17 protein-coding genes and 1 tRNA gene are annotated in these 22,082 nt (G+C 65.6%); all 18 read right to left on the bottom strand.

All coding sequences use genetic code 11. The features are described 5' to 3' along the window. Position 1: 1 nt before the first annotated feature. The 18 genes from gyrA to nuoI all read right to left on the bottom strand — a co-directional run bounded on the left by gyrA (position 2) and on the right by nuoI (position 22,081). Complete coding sequence (gene gyrA, locus R5H19_RS06410) at positions 2-2,617, bottom strand: DNA gyrase subunit A (protein ID WP_318158110.1); 2,616 nt, start codon at positions 2,615-2,617, stop codon at positions 2-4. A gap of 268 nt (positions 2,618-2,885) precedes the next feature. Beyond that, positions 2,886-3,899: an S-methyl-5-thioribose-1-phosphate isomerase gene (gene mtnA, locus R5H19_RS06405; RefSeq protein ID WP_318158109.1), complete on the bottom strand. Its 1,014-nt coding sequence runs from the start codon at positions 3,897-3,899 to the stop codon at positions 2,886-2,888. A gap of 54 nt (positions 3,900-3,953) precedes the next feature. After that, a complete protein-coding gene (locus tag R5H19_RS06400) occupies positions 3,954-5,021 on the bottom strand; it encodes a class III poly(R)-hydroxyalkanoic acid synthase subunit PhaC (RefSeq protein ID WP_318158108.1) in 1,068 nt (355 codons plus the stop codon). 13 nt (positions 5,022-5,034) lie between these two features. Then, positions 5,035-6,045 carry a poly(R)-hydroxyalkanoic acid synthase subunit PhaE gene (locus R5H19_RS06395; RefSeq protein ID WP_318158107.1) on the bottom strand — a complete coding sequence of 337 codons (1,011 nt, stop codon included), beginning with the start codon at positions 6,043-6,045 and terminating at the stop codon, positions 5,035-5,037. Between the two features lie 121 nt (positions 6,046-6,166). Next, positions 6,167-8,272, bottom strand: coding sequence for a polyribonucleotide nucleotidyltransferase (pnp, locus tag R5H19_RS06390; protein ID WP_318158106.1), 2,106 nt, complete (start codon positions 8,270-8,272; stop codon positions 6,167-6,169). A gap of 25 nt (positions 8,273-8,297) precedes the next feature. Continuing rightward, complete coding sequence (gene rpsO / locus R5H19_RS06385) at positions 8,298-8,567, bottom strand: 30S ribosomal protein S15 (protein WP_318158105.1); 270 nt, start codon at positions 8,565-8,567, stop codon at positions 8,298-8,300. Positions 8,568-8,733: 166 nt separating this feature from the next. After that, positions 8,734-9,660 (bottom strand): tRNA pseudouridine(55) synthase TruB, encoded by a 927-nt coding sequence (truB, locus tag R5H19_RS06380; RefSeq protein WP_318158104.1) that lies wholly within the window; start codon positions 9,658-9,660, stop codon positions 8,734-8,736. A 29-nt stretch (positions 9,661-9,689) separates the two neighbouring features. Then, complete coding sequence (gene rbfA, locus R5H19_RS06375) at positions 9,690-10,073, bottom strand: 30S ribosome-binding factor RbfA (protein WP_318158103.1); 384 nt, start codon at positions 10,071-10,073, stop codon at positions 9,690-9,692. Positions 10,074-10,166: 93 nt separating this feature from the next. Continuing rightward, the gene (gene infB, locus R5H19_RS06370) at positions 10,167-12,986 is read right to left on the bottom strand and encodes a translation initiation factor IF-2 (protein WP_318158102.1); all 2,820 of its coding nucleotides are present in this window, start codon (positions 12,984-12,986) and stop codon (positions 10,167-10,169) included. A 130-nt stretch (positions 12,987-13,116) separates the two neighbouring features. Then, positions 13,117-14,622: a transcription termination factor NusA gene (gene nusA, locus R5H19_RS06365; protein WP_318158101.1), complete on the bottom strand. Its 1,506-nt coding sequence runs from the start codon at positions 14,620-14,622 to the stop codon at positions 13,117-13,119. Positions 14,623-14,725: 103 nt separating this feature from the next. Next, entirely contained in the window at positions 14,726-15,259 is a 534-nt protein-coding gene (gene rimP / locus R5H19_RS06360) for a ribosome maturation factor RimP (RefSeq protein WP_318158100.1), read from the bottom strand. 198 nt (positions 15,260-15,457) lie between these two features. Then, a tRNA-Met gene (locus R5H19_RS06355) sits at positions 15,458-15,534 on the bottom strand. Between the two features lie 77 nt (positions 15,535-15,611). Then, the gene (gene nuoN / locus R5H19_RS06350) at positions 15,612-17,066 is read right to left on the bottom strand and encodes an NADH-quinone oxidoreductase subunit NuoN (RefSeq protein ID WP_318158099.1); all 1,455 of its coding nucleotides are present in this window, start codon (positions 17,064-17,066) and stop codon (positions 15,612-15,614) included. A gap of 12 nt (positions 17,067-17,078) precedes the next feature. Further along, positions 17,079-18,587, bottom strand: a complete 1,509-nt coding sequence (locus R5H19_RS06345; protein WP_318158098.1) for an NADH-quinone oxidoreductase subunit M — start codon at positions 18,585-18,587, stop codon at positions 17,079-17,081. Positions 18,588-18,601: 14 nt separating this feature from the next. After that, entirely contained in the window at positions 18,602-20,629 is a 2,028-nt protein-coding gene (gene nuoL, locus R5H19_RS06340; protein WP_318158097.1) for an NADH-quinone oxidoreductase subunit L, read from the bottom strand. A gap of 4 nt (positions 20,630-20,633) precedes the next feature. After that, the gene (gene nuoK / locus R5H19_RS06335; RefSeq protein WP_318158096.1) at positions 20,634-20,939 is read right to left on the bottom strand and encodes an NADH-quinone oxidoreductase subunit NuoK; all 306 of its coding nucleotides are present in this window, start codon (positions 20,937-20,939) and stop codon (positions 20,634-20,636) included. Continuing rightward, complete coding sequence (locus tag R5H19_RS06330) at positions 20,936-21,580, bottom strand: NADH-quinone oxidoreductase subunit J (protein WP_318158095.1); 645 nt, start codon at positions 21,578-21,580, stop codon at positions 20,936-20,938. Before R5H19_RS06330 ends, nuoK begins: the two co-directional genes overlap by 4 nt. Positions 21,581-21,589: 9 nt before the next feature. Continuing rightward, complete coding sequence (nuoI, locus tag R5H19_RS06325; RefSeq protein ID WP_318158094.1) at positions 21,590-22,081, bottom strand: NADH-quinone oxidoreductase subunit NuoI; 492 nt, start codon at positions 22,079-22,081, stop codon at positions 21,590-21,592. Position 22,082: the final 1 nt, after the last annotated feature.

The raw sequence follows: 22,082 nt of genomic DNA, 5'->3' as shown, positions 1-22,082 counted from the left end.
CTCACTCGTCGGCGGCGGCCGATCCGGTACCAGCGGCATCGCCACCGCCGGCCGGCGCATCGGCATCGACGATCTCGGCATCCTCGCCGTTGTCCTCGTCCGCCTCCAGCCGTACCACGCTGACCAGGGTCTCGTCGGCGGGCAAGCGGATCAGGGTGACGCCCTGGGTGTTGCGGCTGAGCTGCGAGACTTCCGCCACGCGGGTGCGCACCAGGGTGCCCTGGTCGGAGATCAGCATCAGCTCGTGCGCCTCGCCGGCCTGTACCGCGGCGACCAGTGCGCCATTGCGTTCGGAACACTGGATGCCGATCACGCCCTGGGTGCCGCGGCCCTTCTTCGGGAATTCGTCAAGCCGCGTGCGCTTGCCGTAGCCGCGCGCAGTCGCGGTGAGGATGTCGCCTTCCGCCGCCACGATCAGCGAGACCACTTCAGCCCCGTCCGCCAGCTTCATGCCGCGCACGCCGGTGGCGGTGCGGCCCATCGAGCGTACGGTGTTCTCGTCGAAGCGATTGACCTTGCCGTTGGAGGCGAACAGCAGGATGTCGCTGTTGCCGTCGGTGAGCTCCACGTTGACCAGCGCGTCGCCCTCGTCGAGCTTGATCGCCTGCTTGCCCTTCTGCAGCTGGTAGGCGAACTCGGTCAACGGCGTCTTCTTGACCGTGCCGTGACGGGTCGCGAAGAACACATAACGGTCGTCGCTGTACTCGCGCACCGGCAGCACCGCCTGCACTTTCTCGTCCTCGCCCAGCGGCAGCAGGTTGATGATCGGCTTGCCGCGCGCGCCCGGGCCCGCTTCCGGAATCTGGTAGACCTTGAGCCAGTAGACGCGACCGGTACTGGTGAAGGTGAGCAAGGTGTCGTGCGTGTTGACCACCCACAGCTGCTCGACGACGTCCTCGTCCTTCAGCGCCGAAGCCGAACGGCCCTTGCCGCCGCGTCGCTGCGCACGGTACGTGCTGGCCGGCTGGCGCTTGATGTAGCCGGTGTGCGACAGCGTGACCACCATGTCTTCCGGCGCGATCAAGTCGAGTACGTCGAGGTCCTCCTGCGAATGCTGGATTTCGGTGCGACGCGCGTCGCCGAACTCGGCCTTGATCACCTGCAGCTCCTCGCGGATCACTTCCAGCAGGCGGTTCGGATTCTCCAGGATCTCGATCAGGCCGCGGATGGTCTCCAGGATCTGCCGGTATTCGTCGGAAAGCTTTTCCTGCTCCAACCCGGTGAGGCGATGCAGGCGCATCGCCAGGATTTCCAGCGCCTGCGCCTCGGACAGCTGGTAGCCGTCGGCCTTCAGGCCGTCGCGCGGGTCCATGTCTTCCGGGCGCGACGCATCGGCACCGGTCGCCGACAACAGCGCGCGCACCAGGCCCGCTTCCCAGCGCCGCGCCACCATGCGCTCGCGCGCCTCGGCCGGCGACGCCGAGGTCTTGATCAACTCGATCATCTCGTCGATGTTGGCCAGCGCCACGGTCAGGCCTTCGAGGATATGCGCGCGGGCGCGCGCCTTGCGCAGCTCGAAGATGGTGCGGCGGGTGACCACTTCGCGACGGTGGCGGATGAACGCCTCGAGGATGTCCTTGAGGTTGAGCAGCTTCGGCTGACCGTTCAGCAGGGCCACCATGTTGATGCCGAAGGTGACCTGCAGCTGGGTCTGCTGGAACAGGTTGTTCAGCACCACGTCGCCCATCGCATCCTTGCGCACCTCGATGACGATGCGCATGCCATCCTTGTCGGACTCGTCGCGCAGCTCGCTGATGCCCTCGAGCTTCTTCTCCTTGACCAGTTCGGCGATCTTCTCGATCAGCCGCGCCTTGTTCACCTGGTACGGCAGTTCGTGGACGATGATCGTCTCGCGGCCGTTCGACTCGATCTCGATCTCGGCCTTCGCTCGTACCAGGATGCGGCCGCGGCCGGTGCGGTAGGCCTCGACGATGCCGGACGAACCGTTGATGATGCCGTGGGTCGGGAAGTCCGGACCCGGGATGTAATGCATCAGCTCGTCGATCGAGAGCCCGGGTTCGTCGATCAGCGCGATCGTCGCCGCGATCACCTCATTGAGGTTGTGCGGCGGGATGTTGGTGGCCATGCCGACCGCGATGCCGGCCGAACCGTTCACCAGCAGGTTCGGCACGCGCGTGGGCAGCACCAGCGGCTCGTGCTCGCTCTCGTCGTAGTTCGGACCGAAGTCGACGGTTTCCTTGTCGATGTCGGCCAGCAGCTCGTGGCTGAGCCGCGACATGCGCACCTCGGTATAGCGCATCGCGGCGGCGCTGTCGCCGTCGACCGAGCCGAAGTTGCCCTGGCCGTCGACCAGCATGTAGCGCAGCGAAAACGGCTGCGCCAGGCGCACGATCGCATCGTAGACCGACTGGTCGCCGTGCGGATGGTATTTGCCGATGACGTCACCGACCACGCGGGCCGATTTCTTGTACGGCTTGTTCCACACGTTGCCCAGTTCGTTCATCGCGTACAGCACGCGGCGATGCACGGGTTTCAGGCCGTCGCGGACGTCCGGAAGTGCGCGGCCCACGATCACGCTCATGGCGTAGTCGAGGTAGCTCTGGCGCATCTCGTCTTCGATGTTGACGCGAATAACTTCTTTGGCGAGCTCTGCCATCAATCGGCTTCCCTGATAACGAAAAAAGGGCGCTGGCGCCGCGCCTCAAGCGCATGCGCATGCGACCCGAAATCAACCTTGAAAGTGTAGCACGAACGACATCGAAAAGACAGGATTTAGCCTTTGCCAATCAACAACTTGCAACACACTGTCAAAGGACGGGAAAAGCCTCGCGCAGGCTGCCGAAAAAATGACCCGTGTGGCGAGCGGCGACTGCCGGAGCAACCCGTCCGACGAGCGCAAACCGTGGGTTGCGAGCGAGGCGCTTTCAGCGCCCGAACATCGCCTGCATCGCCATGCCGTTCGGCCGCTCGATCACGCCACGCTCGGTAACGAGCGCATCGATCAGCTCCGCCGGCGCCACGTCGAACACCGGGTTCCATGCCTGCGCACCCTCGACCACGGTGCGGCAGCCGTTGGTGCCGAGCAACTCGGCCGGATCGCGTAGCTCGATCTCGATTTCCTCGCCGCTACCGGTGGCCATGTCCACGGTGGAGGACGGCGCCACCACCATGAACTTCACGCCGTGGTACTTCGCCGCGATGGCCAATTGGTAGGTGCCTATCTTGTTCGCAGTGTCGCCGTTGGCGGCAATCCGGTCGGCGCCCACGATCACCCATTGCACGGCGCCGGATTTCATCAGGTGCGCCGCTGCCGAATCGGCGATCAGCTGCGCCGGAATGCCGTCGCGCACCAGCTCCCACATGGTCAGCCGGGCCCCCTGCTGCCATGGCCGGGTTTCGCCGGCATATACCCGCGCGATGCGGCCCGCCGCCACGCCGGCGCGGATCACGCCCAGCGCGGTGCCGTAGCCGGCAGTGGCCAGCGAGCCGGTATTGCAATGGGTCAGCACACCCGAGCCAGGTGCGATCAATGAAGCACCCAGCTCACCCATGTGGCGATTGGCGGCCAGATCCTCGTCCTGGATCGCCTGCGCCTCGCGCAGCAGCGCGTCCGTGCCGCTGGCAATGCGTTGCTTCATCCGGTCCAGTGCCCACATCAGGTTCACCGCGGTGGGTCGCGCCGCACGCAGCATCGCCAGCACCGGTTCCAATGCGGCACCCTGCTGCGCCGCCATCGCCACGCCCCACGCGGCGGCAATGCCGATCGCCGGTGCGCCGCGCACGGCCAGGTCGCGGATCGCCTGGGTCACCTGCGCCGCATCGCGACAGTCGATCCAGCGTTCCTCGCCGGGCAACAAGCGCTGGTCGAGCAGGCGCAGGTGATCGCCCTGCCACTGCACGGCGCGGATGGAATCGTGGATTTCGGCGGTGGTGGTCATCCAGCCATTATCGCCTGTCGTGCACGCATTGCGCACGACAGGCGGGAAGGCGACTCACGCTCGCTGGCGCAACCACTGGTGGATCGCCGGCGGCACTTCGCGCTGGGCGCGGCCGGAGACATAGATGCCGATGTGGCCGCCCTTGAACGCGAGTTGGGTGTAGTCGGTGGTGCCGACGTGCTTGCCCAGCGCACGCGAGGCATCCGGCGGCACCAGGTGGTCCTGCTCGGCGAAGATGTTCAGCACCGGCTGGGTGATCATGCCGAGATCCACCGTGCGGCCACCGATCTGCAGCGTGCCCTTGACCAGTTTGTTGTCCTGGTAGAAATCCTTGATGAACTGGCGGAACGCCTCGCCGGCCTGGTCCGGTGAGTCGAAGATCCAGCGCTCCATGCGCAGGAAGTTTTCCAGCTCGGCCGGGTTGTCGAGGATGTCGACCATGCCGATGTACTTCTGCTGGTTCAGCCGCAGCGGCTTCAGCGTGAGGTAAACGTAGTTCATCAACCCGGCGGGTATGTTGCCCATGGTGTCGACGAACAGGTCCACGTCCATGCGGCGGCACCAGTGCGACAGCATGTTGTCGGGCGTGTGGAAATCCACCGGCGTGACCATGGTGATCAGATTCTTCACCTTGTCCGGGTGCAGCGCGGTGTAGCACAGCGAGAACGCGCCGCCCTGGCAGATGCCGAGCAGGTTGATCGCGTCGAGATCGTGGCGCTGGCGTACCACGTCGACACAGCGATCGAGATAACCGTTGATGTAGTCGTCCAAAGTCAGCCAGCGGTCGGCGCCGTCGGGGTAACCCCAATCGATCAGGTAGACGTCCTCGCCCTGCTCCAGCAGGTTGCGCACCATCGAGCGGTCGGCCTGCAGGTCGGTCATCCACACCGTGTTGACCAGCGCATAGACGATCAGCAACGGTGTCTTCGACGTCGTCTTGCCGTGGCCGGTAAAATGCCACACCTTCAGCTTGTCCTCGCTGTAGACCAGCTCGCGCGGGGTGTTGGCGTATTCGGGCTCGCGCATCTCGCGCAGATGGCCCATGCCGGCGGCGAGCTTGCGCTGGAAGGTGGCGATGTCGGCGAGCGCCTGGATCGGATCGATGCGGATGGGCGTTTGCATGGCAGCTCTCTCCCTACTTGCGCTGGCGCGGGCTGGCGCCGGATTTGGACGCGGCCGCCGGTTTGCGCGCCACCTTCGGCGTCTTCTCCGTCGCAACCTTCTTCGGCACGGACGCCGCCCCCGAGGCGCTGGCCAGTTGGCGCTTCAACGCCGCCACTTCACGGCGCAACGCCATGATCTCGTCGGCATGATCGGAAGACGCGCCGGCCTGGCTGGCGCGGAATTCGCGACGCAGGGCCTGCAGCCGTTCGCCGAGGCTCGATACCTCACTGCGCGTCGGCACGCCAAGCTGCTGGCAAAGCTGTTCGGTCTGCTGTTGCTGCAGCTTGCGCACGCGCATCTGCGCGTTGACCATTTCGCCGTAGGCTTCGCGGAACTCGTCGGACAAGGCGATCTCGGCATAGGCCTCTTCCGCGGCATCCACCCACAGGTCGTACAAGCCTTTCAGCGAATCGACTTGGCGGCCCGGTTCGGCCAGCTTGCCCTGCAGGCGTTGCATGCCCTGTGTGTTGGCGCGCTGGATCAGCTCCTGGTAACGGGCCGTGGCTTGCATCGACGCCATCAACGCCGTAGCCAGCGCCTGCTGCTGCATCTGCTGCTCGCGGTTCAGGCCGAACGCCGGCGTCGGCCCCTGCGTTCCGGCCAGGTCGGCGAAGCCGCCGGGCCGGGCCGCCTGCAGCCAGGACTGCCATTGCCGCGCGAAGCCCTCGGCGCCGACGCTGTCGATGCCACCGAACGCCTGCGCAAACGGCTGGCCGGCGCCGCCGAACATCTGCTGCAACTGCTGGCGCCAGTCCGTCGCCGGCTGGGCGGCACCGCCGCTGGCGGCTGCCTGCATCCAGTCGAAATACCCTTTCAGGCCGGCCAGCGTGCGTTCCAGCGCATCGTTGCCGGCCGCGGGTGCCGCCGGCGGCGCGAACGGATTGGCCGCAGGCGGCTGCTGGAACTGGCGCGTCCAGGCATCCCACGACTGCTGCGCCAGCGTCTGGTAATCCCTGATGAAATCGTTCGCCGGGTCAGCCATCGATGCGTCCTCGTGCAAGGTTCATCCATCCTAGCAAAAGCACGTTGCACAAGATCGCCGGCGCCTGAACGCACAAGGCCCGGCAAACGCCGGGCCTTGCGGGGTCGTCTGAGGGAGAACCTCAGACGCTGGCGCGCTCTTCTTCCGTCACGGCCTTCATCGACAGCCGGATGCGGCCCTGCTTGTCGACTTCCAGCACCTTGACCTTGACGATGTCGCCTTCCTTCAGCTTGTCGGAGACCTTCTCCACGCGCTCGTCGGAGATCTGCGATACGTGCACCAGGCCGTCCTTGCCCGGCATGATCGTGACGAACGCGCCGAAGTCCATCAGCTTGGCGACCTTGCCCTCGTAGATGCGGCCCGGCTCGACGTCGGAAACGATCTGCTCGATGCGTTTCTTCGCCGCCTCGCCCGCCTCGCGATTGACCGAGCCGATGACGATGGTGCCGTCGTCGCTGATGTCGATCGTGGTACCGGTCTCTTCGGTGATCGAGCGGATGGTGGCGCCGCCCTTGCCGATCACTTCGCGGATCTTGTCCGGGTGGATCTTGATGGTGATCAGGCGCGGGGCGTACTCGCTCATTTCCGCACGGGCAGTGCTGATCGCCTTGGCCATCTCGCCAAGGATGTGCAGGCGCCCGCGCTTGGCCTGCTCCAGCGCCACCCGCATGATTTCCTCGGTGATGCCGTCGATCTTGATGTCCATCTGCAACGCGGAAATGCCCTCGGCACTGCCGGCCACCTTGAAATCCATGTCGCCGAGGTGGTCCTCGTCGCCCAGGATGTCGGACAGCACGACGAAGTCGCTGCCTTCCTTGACCAGGCCCATCGCGATGCCGGCCACCGGCGCTTTCAGCGGTACGCCGGCATCCATCATGGCCAGCGAGGAGCCGCACACCGAGGCCATCGACGAGGAACCGTTGGACTCGGTGATTTCCGAGACCACGCGCACCACGTACGGGAACTCCTCGATGCTCGGCTTGACCGCCTGCACGCCGCGCTTGGCGAGGCGGCCGTGGCCGATCTCGCGACGCTTCGGCGCGCCGAAGCGGCCGGCCTCACCTACCGAGAACGGCGGGAAGTTGTAGTGGAACAGGAACGGGTCCTTCGACTCGCCGGCCGGCGCGTCGATGATCTGCGCATCGCGCGTGGTGCCCAGCGTGACGACGACCAGCGCCTGCGTCTCGCCGCGGGTGAACAGCGCCGAACCGTGGGTCCGCGGCAGCACGCCGACGCGGGCGGTGATTGCACGCACGTCGTCCAGCTGGCGGCCATCGATGCGCACCTTGGTCTTCAGCACGCTGTCGCGCAGGGTGTGGTACTCGAGCTCGCCGAATTCCTTGGCCAGCTCGCCAGACGACCAGGCATTCGCTTCGGCCTGCGCCTTCAGCGATTCCATCACGTCGGCCTTGATCGCGGCGATCGCGTCGCGGCGCTGCAGCTTGTCGCGCACCTGGAACGCTTCCGCCAGCTTGTTGCCCACGGCGCCCTTGAGCGCGGCGACCAGCGATTCGTTGCGGGCCGGCGCCTGCCAGTCCAGCGACGGACGGCTGGCCTCGGTGGCCAGCTCGGCGATCGCACGGATTGCCGCCTGCATCTGCTGGTGGCCGAACATCACCGCGCCGAGCATCACGTCCTCGGACAGCAGCTGCGCTTCGGATTCCACCATCAGCACGGCACCGGCAGTGCCGGCGACGACCAGGTCCAGCTGGGAAGTCTTCAACTCGGTGGCCGACGGGTTCAGCAGGTATTTGCCGTCGGCGTAGCCGACGCGGGCGGCACCGATCGGGCCCTTGAACGGGATACCGGCAAGGCTCAGCGCAGCGGAGGCACCGATCAGGGCCGGAATGTCGCCGTCGATCTCGGGGTTGAGCGAGACGACCTGGGCGATGACCTGCACCTCGTTCTTGAAATCGTCCGGGAACAGCGGGCGTACCGGGCGATCGATCAGGCGCGAGGTCAGCGTCTCTTTCTCGGTCGGACGGCCTTCACGCTTGAAGAAGCCGCCCGGGATGCGACCGGCGGAGTAGAACTTCTCCACGTAATCGACGGTGAGCGGGAAGAAGTCCTGGCCTTCCTTCGCCTTCGCAGCAGCCACGGCGGTGACCAGCACCACCGTACCGCCCATGCTGACCATCACCGCGCCGGACGCCTGGCGGGCAATTTCGCCCGTCTCCAGCGTGACTTCGTGATTACCGTACTGGAATGACTTGGTTACTTTTGCCACGTTGATCTTCTCCTCGACCTGTGGATTAACGGCGCAGGCCGAGGCGTTCGATCAGGGTCTGATAGCGTGCCAGATCGCGATCCTTCAGGTAGCTGAGCAGGCGCTTGCGCTGGTTGACCAGCTTCAGCAGGCCGCGACGGGAATGGTGATCCTGCTTGTGTTCCTTGAAGTGGCCGGTGAGATGGTCGATGCGGGCGGACAGCAGCGCCACCTGGACTTCGGTCGAGCCAGTGTCGTTCGGCGCACGGCCGAAATCAGCGATGATCTTGCCGGTCTGTTCTGCGGTAAGAGACATGGTTGTACGTTTCCTTGAAAGGCGATGCGAAGCTTGCGCTTGCATCATCGGGATGACGCAAGCGCAAGCTTCGCCTAGTTGGGTGAAAGCGTTGAAATAAGTTGTCTATTCTACTGATGGGAGCGGTGTTTCAACAAGAGCGCGACGGTTCATCGAAGCAAATCAGTCAGTCCGGCGGCAGGTTGAAGCCGCGCAGGATGCGCGCGCGCCCAGCGGCATCGGCTTCCAGCAACGCCAGCAGCGCGCCATCGCTGGCGTACGCCACGCAGCGCCCGGTCTCGGGCAGGCCCGGCAGGACGATCTGCTGACCACGCGAAATGGCCATCCCCTGCGCCTCGTCGAGTCGCAGCACCGGCAAGTCGGCCAACCCGGCAGAGACAGGCAGCAACCATGCCAGCAAGGCGGCGTCGCCCTGCTCCGCCGCCTGCTCCAGCTGTGCCAGGGTCACCATCCGCGGCTCACGGAACGGCTCGACCCAGATCCTCCGCAGCGCGGTCAGATGGGCGCCGCAGCCAAGGTCCTCGCCCAGATCCGCCACCAGCGAACGGACGTAGGTACCCGAGCCGCATTCCACCAGCAACTGCAACGTATCCCCGCTGCGCGCCAGCAGCTCCAGCCGGTACACCTCCACTTCACGCGGTGGCACCGCGACGGTTTCGCCGCGACGCGCCTTCACGTACAGCCGCTCGCCGCCCTGCTTCAGCGCGGAATACATCGGCGGCACCTGCAGGATGCGGCCGCGCAGCTTGGCCAGTGCCGTCTCGATCGCGGCGGCATCGAGTTGCGGTACCGGGCGTTGCCGAATGACCTCGCCTTCACTGTCGGCGGTATCCGTGGTGACGCCGAGCCGGCACTCGGCCAGGTAGGCCTTGCGCGCGCCCAGCAGGCTGCCGGCCAGCTTGGTCGCCTCGCCGAAGCACAGCGGCAGCAGACCGGTGGCCAGTGGATCGAGCGCCCCGGTATGGCCACCCTTGGCCGCGCGCAGCAGCCGGCGCACGGCCTGCAGCGCCTGATTGGAACTCAGGCCCAGCGGCTTGTCGAGCAGCACGATGCCGTGCAGGTCACGGAACTGGATGCGCGGCGGACGACTCATCGGCTCGGCAGTGCCTCCGTATGGGCCGCTCAATCCTGCTTGTCGCCGCCCGGCGGCGCCAGGTCGCGCGCCTGCTGGCGCAGCAGCGATTCGATGCGCTCACCCTTGTCGACCGAATCGTCGTACTTGAACTTCAACTCCGGCACCCGCCGCATGCGGATGCCGCTGTGCGCCAGCGCATGGCGGATTTCGTGGCTCATCTCGTTGAGCGCCTTCACCGCCGGCAGCCCCTGCTCCGGCAGCATGGTGGTCACCCACACCGTGGCCCAATCCAGGTCACGGGTGATTTCCACGTCGCACACGCTGGTCGACGGCAAGCCGTGGTCACGCACGGCCGCGTGCACCAGCAAGCCCAGCTCGCGGCGCAGTTCGGCACCAATGCGGTCGGTACGTTTGAAGTCGCGGGAGGGCATGAAAAAACCTGAGTGGTGGGTGAAGAGGGATGGGAAACGAGAGAGCGCGCTTGCGCTTCTCTCGTTTCTCGTTCCCGCACGCTCGTTTCTGTTTTAAAGCGTGCGCGCCACTTCGGTGCGCTCGAAGCACTCGATCTGGTCGCCCGGCTTGACGTCGTTGTACTGCTTCACGGCGATGCCGCATTCCATGCCGGCGCGCACCTCGTCGACCAGGTCCTTGAAGCGGCGCAGCGATTCCAGCTCGCCCTCGAAGATCACCACGTGGTCGCGCAGCACGCGGATCGGCTTGTTGCGCTTGACCGAACCCTCGGTGACCATGCAGCCGGCCACCGCGCCGAACTTGGAGCTGCGGAACACGTCGCGGACCTCCGCGGTGCCGATGATGTCCTCGCGCACTTCCATGCCGAGCAGGCCGGTGGCCGCCTGGGTCACTTGGTCGATCACATCGTAGATGATCGAGAAGTAGCGCACGTCCAGGCCGTTGGTCTCGATCACCTTGCGCGCCGAGGCGTCGGCGCGCACGTTGAAACCGATCACCAGTGCCTTCGAGGCCGCCGCCAGGGTGGCATCCGATTCGGTGATGCCGCCGACGCCGGAAGCCACCACGTTGACCCGCACTCGGTCATTGCCGATCTGGGTCAGCGACTCGCGCAAGGCTTCGACCGAACCCTGCACGTCGCCCTTGACCAGAATGTTGAGCGTCTGCTGCTCCTCGCCCTGGCCCATCTTGGCGATGATGTCCTCGAGCCGGTTGCTCTTGCTGACCATCCGCGTCTCGCGCCGCTTGAGCTGGCGCTCCTCGGCCACCTCGCGGGCAAGGCGCTCGTCCTCGACCGCGACGAAGTCGTCACCGGTTTCCGGCACGCCGGACAGACCCAGCACCTGCACCGGGATCGACGGGCCGGCCTCGGTCACCTGCTTGCCGGTTTCGTCGATCAGTGCACGCATGCGGCCGTATTCGACGCCACAGACCACGAAATCGCCCTTGCGCAGCGTGCCCTGCTGCACCAGCACGGTGGCTACCGGGCCGCGGCCGCGGTCCAGGCTGGACTCGATCACCACGCCGGAGGCGCGACCGTCGACGACCGCCTTCAACTCCATCACCTCGGCCTGCACCGAGATCGCGTCGAGCAGATCCTCGACGCCCATGCCGGTCTTGGCCGACACCGGCACGAACTGCACGTCGCCGCCCCAGTCCTCCGGCACCACTTCCTGCGCGACCAGGCCCTGCTTGACGTTGTCCGGGTTCGCGCTGTCCTTGTCCATCTTGTTGACGGCCACGATCAGCGGCACCTTGGCCGCGCGGGCATGCTTCACCGCCTCGATCGTCTGCGGCTTCACGCCGTCGTCGGCGGCCACCACCAGCACCACGATGTCGGTCGACTGCGCGCCGCGGGCGCGCATCGAGGTGAACGCGGCATGGCCGGGGGTATCCAGGAACGTGATCACGCCCTTCGACGTCTGCACGTGGTACGCGCCGATGTGCTGGGTGATGCCGCCGGCCTCGCCCGAAGCGACCTTGGTGCGGCGGATGTAGTCGAGCAACGAGGTCTTGCCGTGGTCGACGTGGCCCATGATCGTCACCACCGGCGGACGCGTGACCTTCTCGCCCTCCAGTTCGATGTTCTGGGTGTGCGCCGCCAGCGTCTCCTCGGCGTTGTTCTGGTTGTCCGCCACCGGGGTGTGGCCGAGTTCCTCGACCACCAGCACTGCGGTGTCGTGGTCGATGGTCTGGTTGATGGTCGCCATCACGCCCATCTTGAACAGCGCCTTGACCACCTCGGAGCCCTTGACCGCCATCTTCTGGGCCAGCTCGGCGACGATGTTGGTGTCGCCCACGACCACTTCGCGCACCACCGGCGCAGTGGGTCGCGAGAATCCATGTTGACCGGCCGGGGCACTGCTGCTGCCGCGCAGCAACTCGCGGCCGCCGCTGCGGCCCGGCTTGGCGCGCTTGCTGCTGGAAGAACGGCGGGCCCGATCGGCCTCGCTCAGATGCATCTGCCCGCCGGCAAAGCGCTTGCCGCTGCTCTCGCGCTCTTCCTTGCCATCGACGTTGTCGCTGCGCTCGCGCGAATGCCTGGGCTTGCCGCGGGCGGCATCGCCGGCGGTGGCCGCCGGAGCAGCCGCGCCGGCGGCCGCCGCAGCGGTCGCCGGGGTGGCGGCTGCGGCCGGCTTGCTCAGCTTCTCGCGTTTGCGCGGTTCGTGGATGCGCGGCAGGATCATGCCCAGATCGCGCTGGTCGATGCGCTGGACGGTCGACCCTGCTTCATCGCCGGCAGCCGCAGGCGCCGCTTTGGCCGCCGGTTCCGGCGCCGTTTCGTCGTGCTCCGCCACCGCGGGTTCGGCAACGCCGACCGGCTCCGCCTCACGCCGTTCCTTTTCGGCCTTCCGGTGCTGCTCGTCCAGGGCACGCTGCTGCACCTCCGCCTGACGACGCTGCTGCGCCTCCGCCTGACGACGCTGCTCGGCCTCGATCCGCTCGCGTTCTTCCTGCTCGCGCTGCTGCTGCGACTCCTGCAACTTGCGGACTGCCTCTTCGCGCTCGGGCTCGGCGTTGGCTTCCTCGGCAATCACGCTGCGCTTGACGTAGGTACGCTTGGCGCGCACTTCGACGTTGACCGTCTTGGCTGCACCCGCAGCACCGCGGCCGCCTGGCGCCGCCACCTTCAGCTCACCGACCGTGCGGCGCTTCAGGGTGATCTGACGCGGTGCGCTGTCGTCGGCCTCGGCGCTGGCTTCGCCCCTGCCGTGCGTGCGGCGCAGGAAGCCGAGCAGCTTCACCTTTTCAGTGCTGCTGATGACTTGCTCCTGGTCGGAGAATTTCATGCCCGCTTCGCCAAGCTGCGTCAGCAGCCTGTCGACCGGCATGCCCAGTACCTGGGCGAGTTGTTTGATCGTGACGTCCGACATCGTGTTCTCTGCTCCGCCGTTCCCGCGCCTATCGTCTGTGCGGCATCATCTGCGCCGCCACCTCCATCCGTGGTGAAAGGCTTCCCGGAAGCCTTTCCCGGCACCCCCTCCGGAGTGCCGCTGCCCGCGGTCAGCCACCCTTCTCCAGTCGCGCAATCATTGGCGCACGGGCGGCCATGATCAGCGCCGCGGCCCGCTCCTCGTCCATGCCCTCGATGTCGATCAGGTCGTCCACCGCCAGATCGGCCAGGTCGTCGACCGTGGTCACCGCGCGGGCGGCCAGCGCAAAGGCGGTCTCCTCGTCCATGCCTTCCAGCGCCAGCAGTTCTTCGGAAGGCTGATGTTCGTCGACGCCTTCCTCCACCGCCAGTGCCTCGGTCAGCAGGGCGTCGCGGGCGCGGGCGCGCAGTTCCTCGACGATGTCCTCGTCGAAGCCCTCCACCGCCAGCAGCTCGGCGCTGGGCACGTAGGCGATTTCCTCGATGCTGGAGAAGCCTTCCTGCACGAGGATCACGGCAATCTCCTGGTCCACTTCGAGCTTGTCCATGAACAGCTGGCGTGCAGCCTCCTGCTCAGCCTCGCTCTTGGCGGTGACCTGGTCCTGGGTCATCACGTTGAGCTGCCAGCCGGTCAGCTTGCTGGCGAGGCGCACGTTCTGGCCGCCGCGACCGATCGCCTGGGACAGCTTGTCCTCGGCCACGGCGATGTCCATCGAGTGCTTTTCCTCGTCCATGATGATGGACTGCACTTCCGCCGGCGCCATCGCGTTGATGACGTACTGCGCCTGGTTCTCGTGCCACAGGATGATGTCGACGCGCTCGCCGTTGAGGTCGTTGGAGACCGCCTGCACGCGCGAGCCGCGCATGCCGATGCAGGCGCCGATCGGATCGGTGCGACTGTCGTGGGCCAGCACGGCGATCTTGGCGCGGTCGCCCGGATCGCGCGCGCAGCCCTTGATCTCGACCAGGCCCTGGCCGACTTCCGGTACTTCCAGCTTGAACAGTTCGATCATGAATTCCGGCGCCGCACGCGACACGAAAAGCTGCGGACCGCGAGCCTCGGAGCGCACTTCGTACAGGTAGCCGCGCACGCGGTCGCCGACCCGGACCGATTCGCGCGGAATGGTCTTGTCGCGCGGGATGAACGCCTCGGCGTTGCTGCCCAGGTCGAGGTAGACGTTGCCGCGCTCGACGCGCTTGACGATGCCGGTGACCAGCTCGCCCACGCGATCGGCGAAGGCGTCGACCACCTGCTGGCGCTCGGCTTCGCGCACGCGCTGCACGATCACCTGCTTGGCGGCCTGCGCGGCGATGCGACCGAACTCGGCGTTCTCGATCTGCTGCTCGATGTACTCGCCCACCTTGGCGTCGGCGCGCTCGTCCAGCGCGTCCATCAGACGCAGCTGGTACGACGGCGATTCCATCTCACCGTCGTCGGCGATGATTTCCCAGCGGCGGAACGTCTCGTATTCGCCGGTGTTGTGGTTGATCGATACGCGAATGTCGGGCTCCTCGTCCGGATAGCGTTTCTTCGCGGCCGAGGCCAGCGCGGCCTCCATCGCCTCGAAAATCACTTCCAGCGGCACGCCCTTTTCATTGGCGACAGCATCGACGACCAGCAAAAGTTCTTTGCTCATTGCTGCAACTCCGTAGGCATCCGGTCCGGATGCCGGTGGTTGAATTGTTGTGTTCATCCAGGAACACAGAATATGGAACGCGGCCCTGGACGGCCGCACTGGATCATTTCTTGCCGGGCGCCTTGCCGCCGCGCTTGGGCTGCGGCGCATAACCCAGCGCCACCCAGTCCGGCACCACACGCGCACTGTCCACCAGCGCATGCTCGAACTCGAACGTCTTGCCTTCGGCTTCCAGCACGACGTGTCCACCCTCTGCCGAAACCAGCTTGCCACGCAGGCGACGGCGGCCTTCCAGCGGCGCCCTCAACAGCACTTTCACTTCCTGCCCGCTGGCCCGCGCAAACTGTGCGGCGGTAAACAGCGGCCGATCCAGGCCCGGCGAGGAGACCTCCAGCACGTAGTGCCCGGGGATCGGGTCCTCCACGTCGAGCAGGGCGGACAGCTCGCGACTGGCGGCCTCGCAATCCTCGATGCCGACCTCGCGACGTTCGCCTTCGCCCGCATCCTTGTCCAGCAGGTCCAGGTAGACGCGCAGCGTACTCTGCCCGTGTGACGGGGTGAACTCCACGCCGAGGCACTCCAGGCCCAGATCGGCCAGGACGCCGGTGAAACGTTGTGCCAGTGCCTGTGTGTCCATGGGTCATCTTCCCGGATCGCCTGTTCAGAACGGCAGAAACAAAAAATGGGCTCCAACGGCCCATTTCCCTATCTCGCCGATGTTCCACCTCACGCAGCTCTTCCCGGCGCTCCAGGCTGCCGGAGCAACCGGGCACGACGCATCCGTGCGCCCAACAAAAAAGCCTCACGAGGAGGCTTTCTTGCATCAAGAAAGATCTGGTAGCGGGGGCAGGATTCGAACCTGCGACCTTCGGGTTATGAGCCCGACGAGCTGCCAGACTGCTCCACCCCGCATCAGAGTCCGAAGAGTTTACCGGGGTGGCCGGTTTCTTGCAAGCCTCAAATTGCCGGCATCCGACACCCGACGCGCCTTACAGGCCGAACGCGCGCCGGCACCAGGCCAGCAGCGGGCCCCAATACATGCCCAGCACCAGCAGCGAGAGTGCGTTCAGCGACAGCACCACGCGCAACGGCCGATCCGGCTGCGCCTGCAGCGCGCCACCCTCCTGCGGCTTGTCGAAGTACATCACCTTGACCACGTACAGGTAGTAGTAAAGACCGATGATGGCGAACACGATGCCGACGATGGCCAGCCACAGCATGTTCGCGTGGATCGCCGCCTCCAGCACCAGCACCTTGGCCCAGAAACCGAACAGCGGCGGCACACCGGCCAGCGAGAACATCGCCAGCAGCATCAGGAACGCCATCCACGGCGACCTCTGGTTGAGTCCCTTGAGGTCGGCGATTTCCTCGCACTCGAAACCGGCCCGGGTCATCGCCAGCATCACGCCGAATGCGGCCACGCCCATCAACGCATAGCAGATCGCGTAGAACATTGCCGCGGCATAGCCTTCCGGGCCGGCGGCGGCAAGGCCGAGCAGCAGGTAGCCCATGTGCGAGATGGTCGAGTACGCCAGCATGCGCTTGAGATTGGTCTGCACGATCGCGACCAGGTTGCCGATGGCCAGCGAAGCCACGGCCAGTACCGCCAGCATCAGTTGCCAGTGCTGCGACAGGTCGCCCATGCCGGCATCGAGCAGGCGGTAGGCCATGCCGAACGCAGCCAGCTTCGAACCAGAGGCGATGAAAGTGGTGACCGGGGTGGGCGCACCCTGGTAGACGTCGGGGATCCACATGTGGAACGGCGCGGCGCCCAGCTTGAAGCCGATGCCAACCACCATGAAGACCAAGCCGAACAGCAACAGGGTCGGCGCCGTGGTGTAGCTCATCACGTTGTGCAATTGCGCCAGGTCCAGGGTCGGCGTGCCGCCCATGCCGGAAGCGCCGTAGACCATCGACATGCCGTACAGCAGCATGCCCGAGGCCAGCGCGCCCAGCACGAAGTACTTGATCGCCGCCTCCGGCGGCAATTTCGCGTCGCGGTTCAACGCCACCAGTGCGTACGACGACAGCGACAGCAGCTCCAGCCCGAGATACACGGTGACCAGGCTGCCCGCCGACACCAGCAGCATGATGCCGAGCACGGCGAAGATCATCAGCGTGTAGAACTCGCCGCCGAGCAGCTTGCGATCGAGCAGGTACGGGCGGGCATAGACGAACACCAGCGCGGTGGTGCCCAGCGCAAACACCTTGAGGATCTCGGCCACGTCGTCGCGCACGAACATGCTGCCGAACGCCGTCACCGCCTGCGGCGGCTGGCCGGCAACCACCAGGTAGATCGCCACCAGCAGCACCGCGACCGAGGTCCAGTGCAGCAGCGGGCGCTGCGCGGGCTTCATGAAGGCGTCCAGCAGCAACAGCAGGCACGCCGCCGCCACCAGGTAGAGCTCCGGCAGCAGGATCAGGATGTCATTCAGGGTTGGCATGTCGGGTCCCGATCAAATCTTGTGAATGGCGAGCTGCTGCACCAGCTGCGACACCGAGTTGTCCATCAGGTGGACCAGCGGCTGCGGCCAGATGCCCAGCGCCAGCACGGCGGCGGCGAAGGCGGCCAGCACGAACGTCTCGCGCCCGTTGATCTCCTTCATTTCCGCCACGTGCGGGTTGGTAATCGGACCCCACAGCACGCGCTTGACCAGCCACAGCGTGTAACCCGCGCCGATGATCAGGGTGAACGCGGCGAACAGCGCGATCCACGGGTTGGCCCTGAAACTGGCCAGCACCACCATGAACTCGCCCACGAAGCCGCTGGTACCCGGCAGGCCGCAGTTCGCCATCGCGAACAGCACGTAGAAGAAGCCGAACCATGGCATCACGTTGATCACGCCGCCGTAATCCTTGATCTGGCGCGTGTGCAGGCGGTCGTACATCACGCCGATGCAGGTGAACATCGCGCCGGAAACGAAGCCGTGCGAGATCATCTGGATCATCGCGCCCTGCATGCCGAGCATCGCCACGTCGGTGTTGCCGGCGTCGCGCACCAGCATGAAGGCAATGAAGATGCCCAGCGTGACGAAGCCCATGTGCGCCACGGACGAATACGCCACCAGCTTCTTCATGTCCTCCTGCACCAGCGCCACGTAACCGATGTAGACGATGGCGATCAGGCTGAGCACGATCACCAGCCAGGCGAAATGCGCGCCGGCATCGGGCACGATCGGCAGGATGAAGCGCAGCATGCCGTAGGTGCCGACCTTCAGCATCACCGCCGCCAGCACCACCGAGCCGCCGGTCGGCGCCTCGACGTGGGCGTCCGGCAGCCAGGTGTGCACCGGCACCATCGGCACCTTGATCGCGAACGCGATCAGGAACGCGAAGAAGACCCAGGCCTGCTCCTTGAACGTCAGCGGCAACGCCGCCAGCGTGGCCAGGTCGAACGTGTGCGCCTTCTGGTACAGGTACAGCAGCGCGATCAGCATGAAGACCGAGCCGAAGAACGTGTAGATGAAGAACTTCAGCGTGGCGTACACGCGGCGCGGGCCGCCCCAGATGCCGATCAGGATGAACATCGGGATCAGGATCGCCTCGAACAGCGCGTAGAACAGCAGTGCGTCGGTGGCGCAGAACACGCCGATCAGCAGGCCTTCGAGGATCAGCATCGCGGCCATGTACTGGTGCGGCTTGTCCTGGATGACCTCCCACGCACCGGCGACCACCAGGATGCCGACGAAGGTGGTCATCACGATCAGCGCCACCGAGATGCCGTCGACCGCCAGGCCGTAGTGGACACCCCAGGAAGCGATCCACAGGTGGCTCTCGACCAGCTGCATCGCGGCGCCGGACGGGTCGTACTGCCCCAGCAGGAACAGGCTGACCACGAAGGTGAGCACCGCCACCAGCAGCGACAGCCAGCGCGCGAGATTGGGCCGGGCCGAGCCGGCAAGCAGCACCGGGATGGCGCCGGCGACGGGTAGCCAGATCAGCAGGCTGAGCAAGTGATTGAACATGGATCCCGTTTCCCTTAGTGCCCGGCCAGCCCGGACCCGATCAGCCAGTACCCGCCAAGCAGCAGGATCAGGCCGAGAATCATCGCGAAGGCATAGTGATAGAGGTAGCCCGACTGCAGGCGGCGCATGGCGGCGGCGACGCGATGCACCAGGCTCACCGAGCCGTTGACCATCGCGTCGTCGATCACCGCCTTCTCGCTGGCCTTCCAGAAGGCGCGGCCGAGCAGCACGCTGCCGCGGGCGAACAGCGCGTAATACACGTCGTCGACCCAGTACTTGCGGTCAAGCACCGTCCACAACGGCTTCAGCGCGGACTTGATGCGGTCGGCCAGTGCCGGGTTGAACAGGTAGATGTAGGTGCAGACCACAAACGCGATCACCACCAGCAGGAACGGCAACTGGGTGAGCCCGTGCAGCGCCATCGCCGCCGCGCCGTGGAAATCCTGGCCCAGCTCGGCCAGCACGTCGTTGGCCTCGTTCACGTGGACCGCAGCGCCGAACCAGTTGCCGAATAGCGTGGGGCCGACGGTGAAGAAGCCGACCAGCAGCGACGGGATCGCCAGCAGCACCAGCGGCAGCGTCACCACCCACGGCGATTCCTTCGGCGCATGTGCCAGCACGCCTGGCTCGTGATGGCCGTGACCGTCGTGGCCATGTGAAGCGACCACGGTGAAGCGCTCCTTGCCGTGGAAGGTCAGGTACATCTGGCGGAACGTGTACAGGCCCGTCACCAACGCGCCGACCATCACGCAGAAATAGGCGTAATGCGCACCCCAACGGTGCGACAGGCCGACCGCCTCGATGATCGCGTCCTTCGAGTAGAAACCTGAGGTGAACGGCACCGCCACCAGCGCCAGCGAGCCGATCCACATGGTGATCCAGGTGACCGGCATGTACTTGCGCAGGCCACCCATGTAGCGCATGTCCTGCTCGTGGTGCATCGCGATGATCACCGAGCCGGCACCGAGGAACAGCAGCGCCTTGAAGAACGCATGGGTCATCAGGTGGAACACCGCGCCGGAGTACATCGACACGCCCAGCGCCACCGTCATGTAGCCCAACTGCGACAGCGTGGAGTACGCGATCACCCGCTTGATGTCGTTCTGCACGATGCCGATCAGGCCGGTGAACAGCGCGGTGGTCGCGCCCATCACCAGCACGAAGCTCAATGCGGTGGAGGACATCTCGAACAGCGGCGACATGCGCGCCACCATGAAGATGCCTGCGGTCACCATCGTGGCCGCGTGGATCAGCGCGGAGATCGGCGTCGGGCCTTCCATCGAGTCGGGCAGCCACACGTGCAGCGGCACCTGTGCCGACTTGCCCATGGCACCGACGAACAACAGGATGCAGATCACGGTGGCCGCGTCCCACTGCGTGTTCGCGGTGATCTGCAGGTGCTGTCCGGCCAGGCCGGACGCGCCATTGAACGCGGTGGCGTAGTCCAGCGTGCCGAGGAAGTACAGCACCGCCGCGATGCCGAGCAGGAAGCCGAAGTCGCCCACGCGGTTGACCAGGAACGCCTTCAGATTCGCGAAGATCGCCGTCGGCCGCTTGTACCAGAAGCCGATCAGCAGGTACGACACCAGGCCCACCGCCTCCCAGCCGAAGAACAGCTGCAGGAAGTTGTTGCTCATGACCAGCATGAACATGGAGAAGGTGAACAGCGAGATGTAGCTGAAGAAGCGCGTGTAGCCGTCGTCGTCGGCCATGTAGCCGATGGTGTAGACGTGCACCAGCAGCGACACGAAGCTCACCACCACCAGCATCAGCGCGGTCAGGCGGTCGACCATGAAGCCGATGCTGGCGTTGAACGGACCGATCTGGAACCAGGTGTAGATGTTCTGGTTGTACTCGGGCATGCCGCCCGCAGTGAGCTGGTACAGCACGAGGAACGACAGCGCGCACGACACGGCCACGCCGAGGATGGTGACGCTGTGCGAACCGACGCGGCCCAGGAACTTGCCCAGGAAACCGGCCAGCACACAGCCCGCCAGCGGCGCCAGCACTATCGTCAGCAGGATGGAGGTGGAGAGACCCATGTGATCAGCCCTTCATGCTGTCGATGTCGGCGATGTTGATCGTGCTGCGCGTGCGGAACAGCAGCACCAGGATCGCCAGGCCGATGGCGGCTTCCGCCGCGGCCACGGTGAGGATGAAGAACACGAACACCTGCCCCGAAACGTCGCCGAGGAAACGCGAGAACGCCACGAAATTCATGTTCACGGCGAGCAGCATCAACTCGAGCGACATCAGCAGCACGATCACGTTCTTGCGGTTGATGAACAGGCCGGCGACGGCGATGCAGAACAGCACCGCACCGAGCACGATGTAGTGCGCGAGCGAGATCATGGCTGCGGCTCCTGTGGGGCGGTCGGCTCATCGGGACGGACGGCGGCCATCTTCACGACGCGGACACGGTTGCGCGGATCGACCTTGACCTGCCGGCTGGCCGGCTCGTAGCGATTGGCACGGCGCTCGCGCAGGGTCAGCGCCACCGCCGCCACGATGCCCACGGTAAGGATCAGCGCGGCGATCTCGAACGGCAGCAGGAACGTCGTGTACAGCGCGTGTCCGAGCCACTCGATGTTGGACATGCCTGCAGCGATGGCAGGATCGGCACCCATCACCTGCGCCTGCATCGCACGCACGCCGATCAGGCCGAGCATTTCCACCAGCATCACCGCGGCCACGATCAGGCCGACCGGCAGGAACTTCACGAAGCCCTCGCGCATTTTCTCCTGGTCAATGTCGAGCATCATCACCACGAACAGGAACAGCACCATCACAGCGCCGACGTAGACCACCACCAGCGCCAGCGCCAGGAACTCGGCTTCGAGCAGCATCCACAGGCAGGCCGCGCTGAAGAAGGTGAGCACCAGCGCCAGCACCGCGTGCACGGTGTTCTTCAGCGTGATCACCGACAGCGCTGCGGCCACGGTGACGAAGCTGAAGGCGTAGAAACAGATGAGTTGAAACAGTTGGGGATTCATCGAAAGGTCTCAGCGGTACGCCGCATCCTGCGCACGGTCGGCGGCGATCTGCTGTTCGAAGCGGTCACCGATGGCCAGCAGCTGCTGCTTGTTCACCACGTTCTCGCCGCGATGTTCGAAGTGGTATTCGTGGATCGAGGTCTCGACGATCGAATCGACCGGGCAGCTCTCTTCGCAGAAGCCGCAGAAGATGCATTTGAACAGGTCGATCTCGTAGCGCGTGGTGCGGCGCTGGCCGTCGCTCTCGCGCGGCGCCGAGTCGATGGTGATCGCCAGCGCCGGGCACACCGCCTCGCACAGCTTGCAGGCGATGCAGCGCTCCTCGCCGTTGGCATAGCGGCGCAGCGCGTGCAGGCCGCGGAAGCGGTTCGACTTCGGAATGTGCTCCATCGGGTAGCGCATCGTGTACTTCGGCTTGAACAGGTAGCGCAGGGTCACGCCCATGCCCTGGACCAGCTCGATCAGCAGCAGACTCTTGAAATAGGCGGTAATGCGATTCATC

Origin of the sequence: Rhodanobacter sp. KK11, from assembly GCF_033345435.1 — a bacterium.
In the GTDB taxonomy this organism is placed as follows: Bacteria; Pseudomonadota; Gammaproteobacteria; order Xanthomonadales; family Rhodanobacteraceae; genus Rhodanobacter.
Note: the sequence above shows the minus strand (reverse complement) of the source record. Positions and strands in the feature narration are given on the sequence as shown.

Excerpts from the sequence above, each read along its gene's own strand:
- gyrA (WP_318158110.1), bottom strand. The coding sequence starts at position 2,617 with ATGGCAGAGCTCGCCAAAGAAGTTATTCGCGTCAACATCGAAGACGAG.
- mtnA (WP_318158109.1), bottom strand. The coding sequence starts at position 3,899 with ATGACCACCACCGCCGAAATCCACGATTCCATCCGCGCCGTGCAGTGG.
- R5H19_RS06400 (WP_318158108.1), bottom strand. The coding sequence starts at position 5,021 with ATGCAAACGCCCATCCGCATCGATCCGATCCAGGCGCTCGCCGACATC.
- R5H19_RS06395 (WP_318158107.1), bottom strand. The coding sequence starts at position 6,045 with ATGGCTGACCCGGCGAACGATTTCATCAGGGATTACCAGACGCTGGCG.
- rpsO (WP_318158105.1), bottom strand. The coding sequence starts at position 8,567 with ATGTCTCTTACCGCAGAACAGACCGGCAAGATCATCGCTGATTTCGGC.
- truB (WP_318158104.1), bottom strand. The coding sequence starts at position 9,660 with ATGAGTCGTCCGCCGCGCATCCAGTTCCGTGACCTGCACGGCATCGTG.
- rbfA (WP_318158103.1), bottom strand. The coding sequence starts at position 10,073 with ATGCCCTCCCGCGACTTCAAACGTACCGACCGCATTGGTGCCGAACTG.
- infB (WP_318158102.1), bottom strand. The coding sequence starts at position 12,986 with ATGTCGGACGTCACGATCAAACAACTCGCCCAGGTACTGGGCATGCCG.
- nusA (WP_318158101.1), bottom strand. The coding sequence starts at position 14,622 with ATGAGCAAAGAACTTTTGCTGGTCGTCGATGCTGTCGCCAATGAAAAG.
- rimP (WP_318158100.1), bottom strand. The coding sequence starts at position 15,259 with ATGGACACACAGGCACTGGCACAACGTTTCACCGGCGTCCTGGCCGAT.
- nuoN (WP_318158099.1), bottom strand. The coding sequence starts at position 17,066 with ATGCCAACCCTGAATGACATCCTGATCCTGCTGCCGGAGCTCTACCTG.
- R5H19_RS06345 (WP_318158098.1), bottom strand. The coding sequence starts at position 18,587 with ATGTTCAATCACTTGCTCAGCCTGCTGATCTGGCTACCCGTCGCCGGC.
- nuoL (WP_318158097.1), bottom strand. The coding sequence starts at position 20,629 with ATGGGTCTCTCCACCTCCATCCTGCTGACGATAGTGCTGGCGCCGCTG.
- nuoK (WP_318158096.1), bottom strand. The coding sequence starts at position 20,939 with ATGATCTCGCTCGCGCACTACATCGTGCTCGGTGCGGTGCTGTTCTGC.
- R5H19_RS06330 (WP_318158095.1), bottom strand. The coding sequence starts at position 21,580 with ATGAATCCCCAACTGTTTCAACTCATCTGTTTCTACGCCTTCAGCTTC.
- nuoI (WP_318158094.1), bottom strand. The coding sequence starts at position 22,081 with ATGAATCGCATTACCGCCTATTTCAAGAGTCTGCTGCTGATCGAGCTG.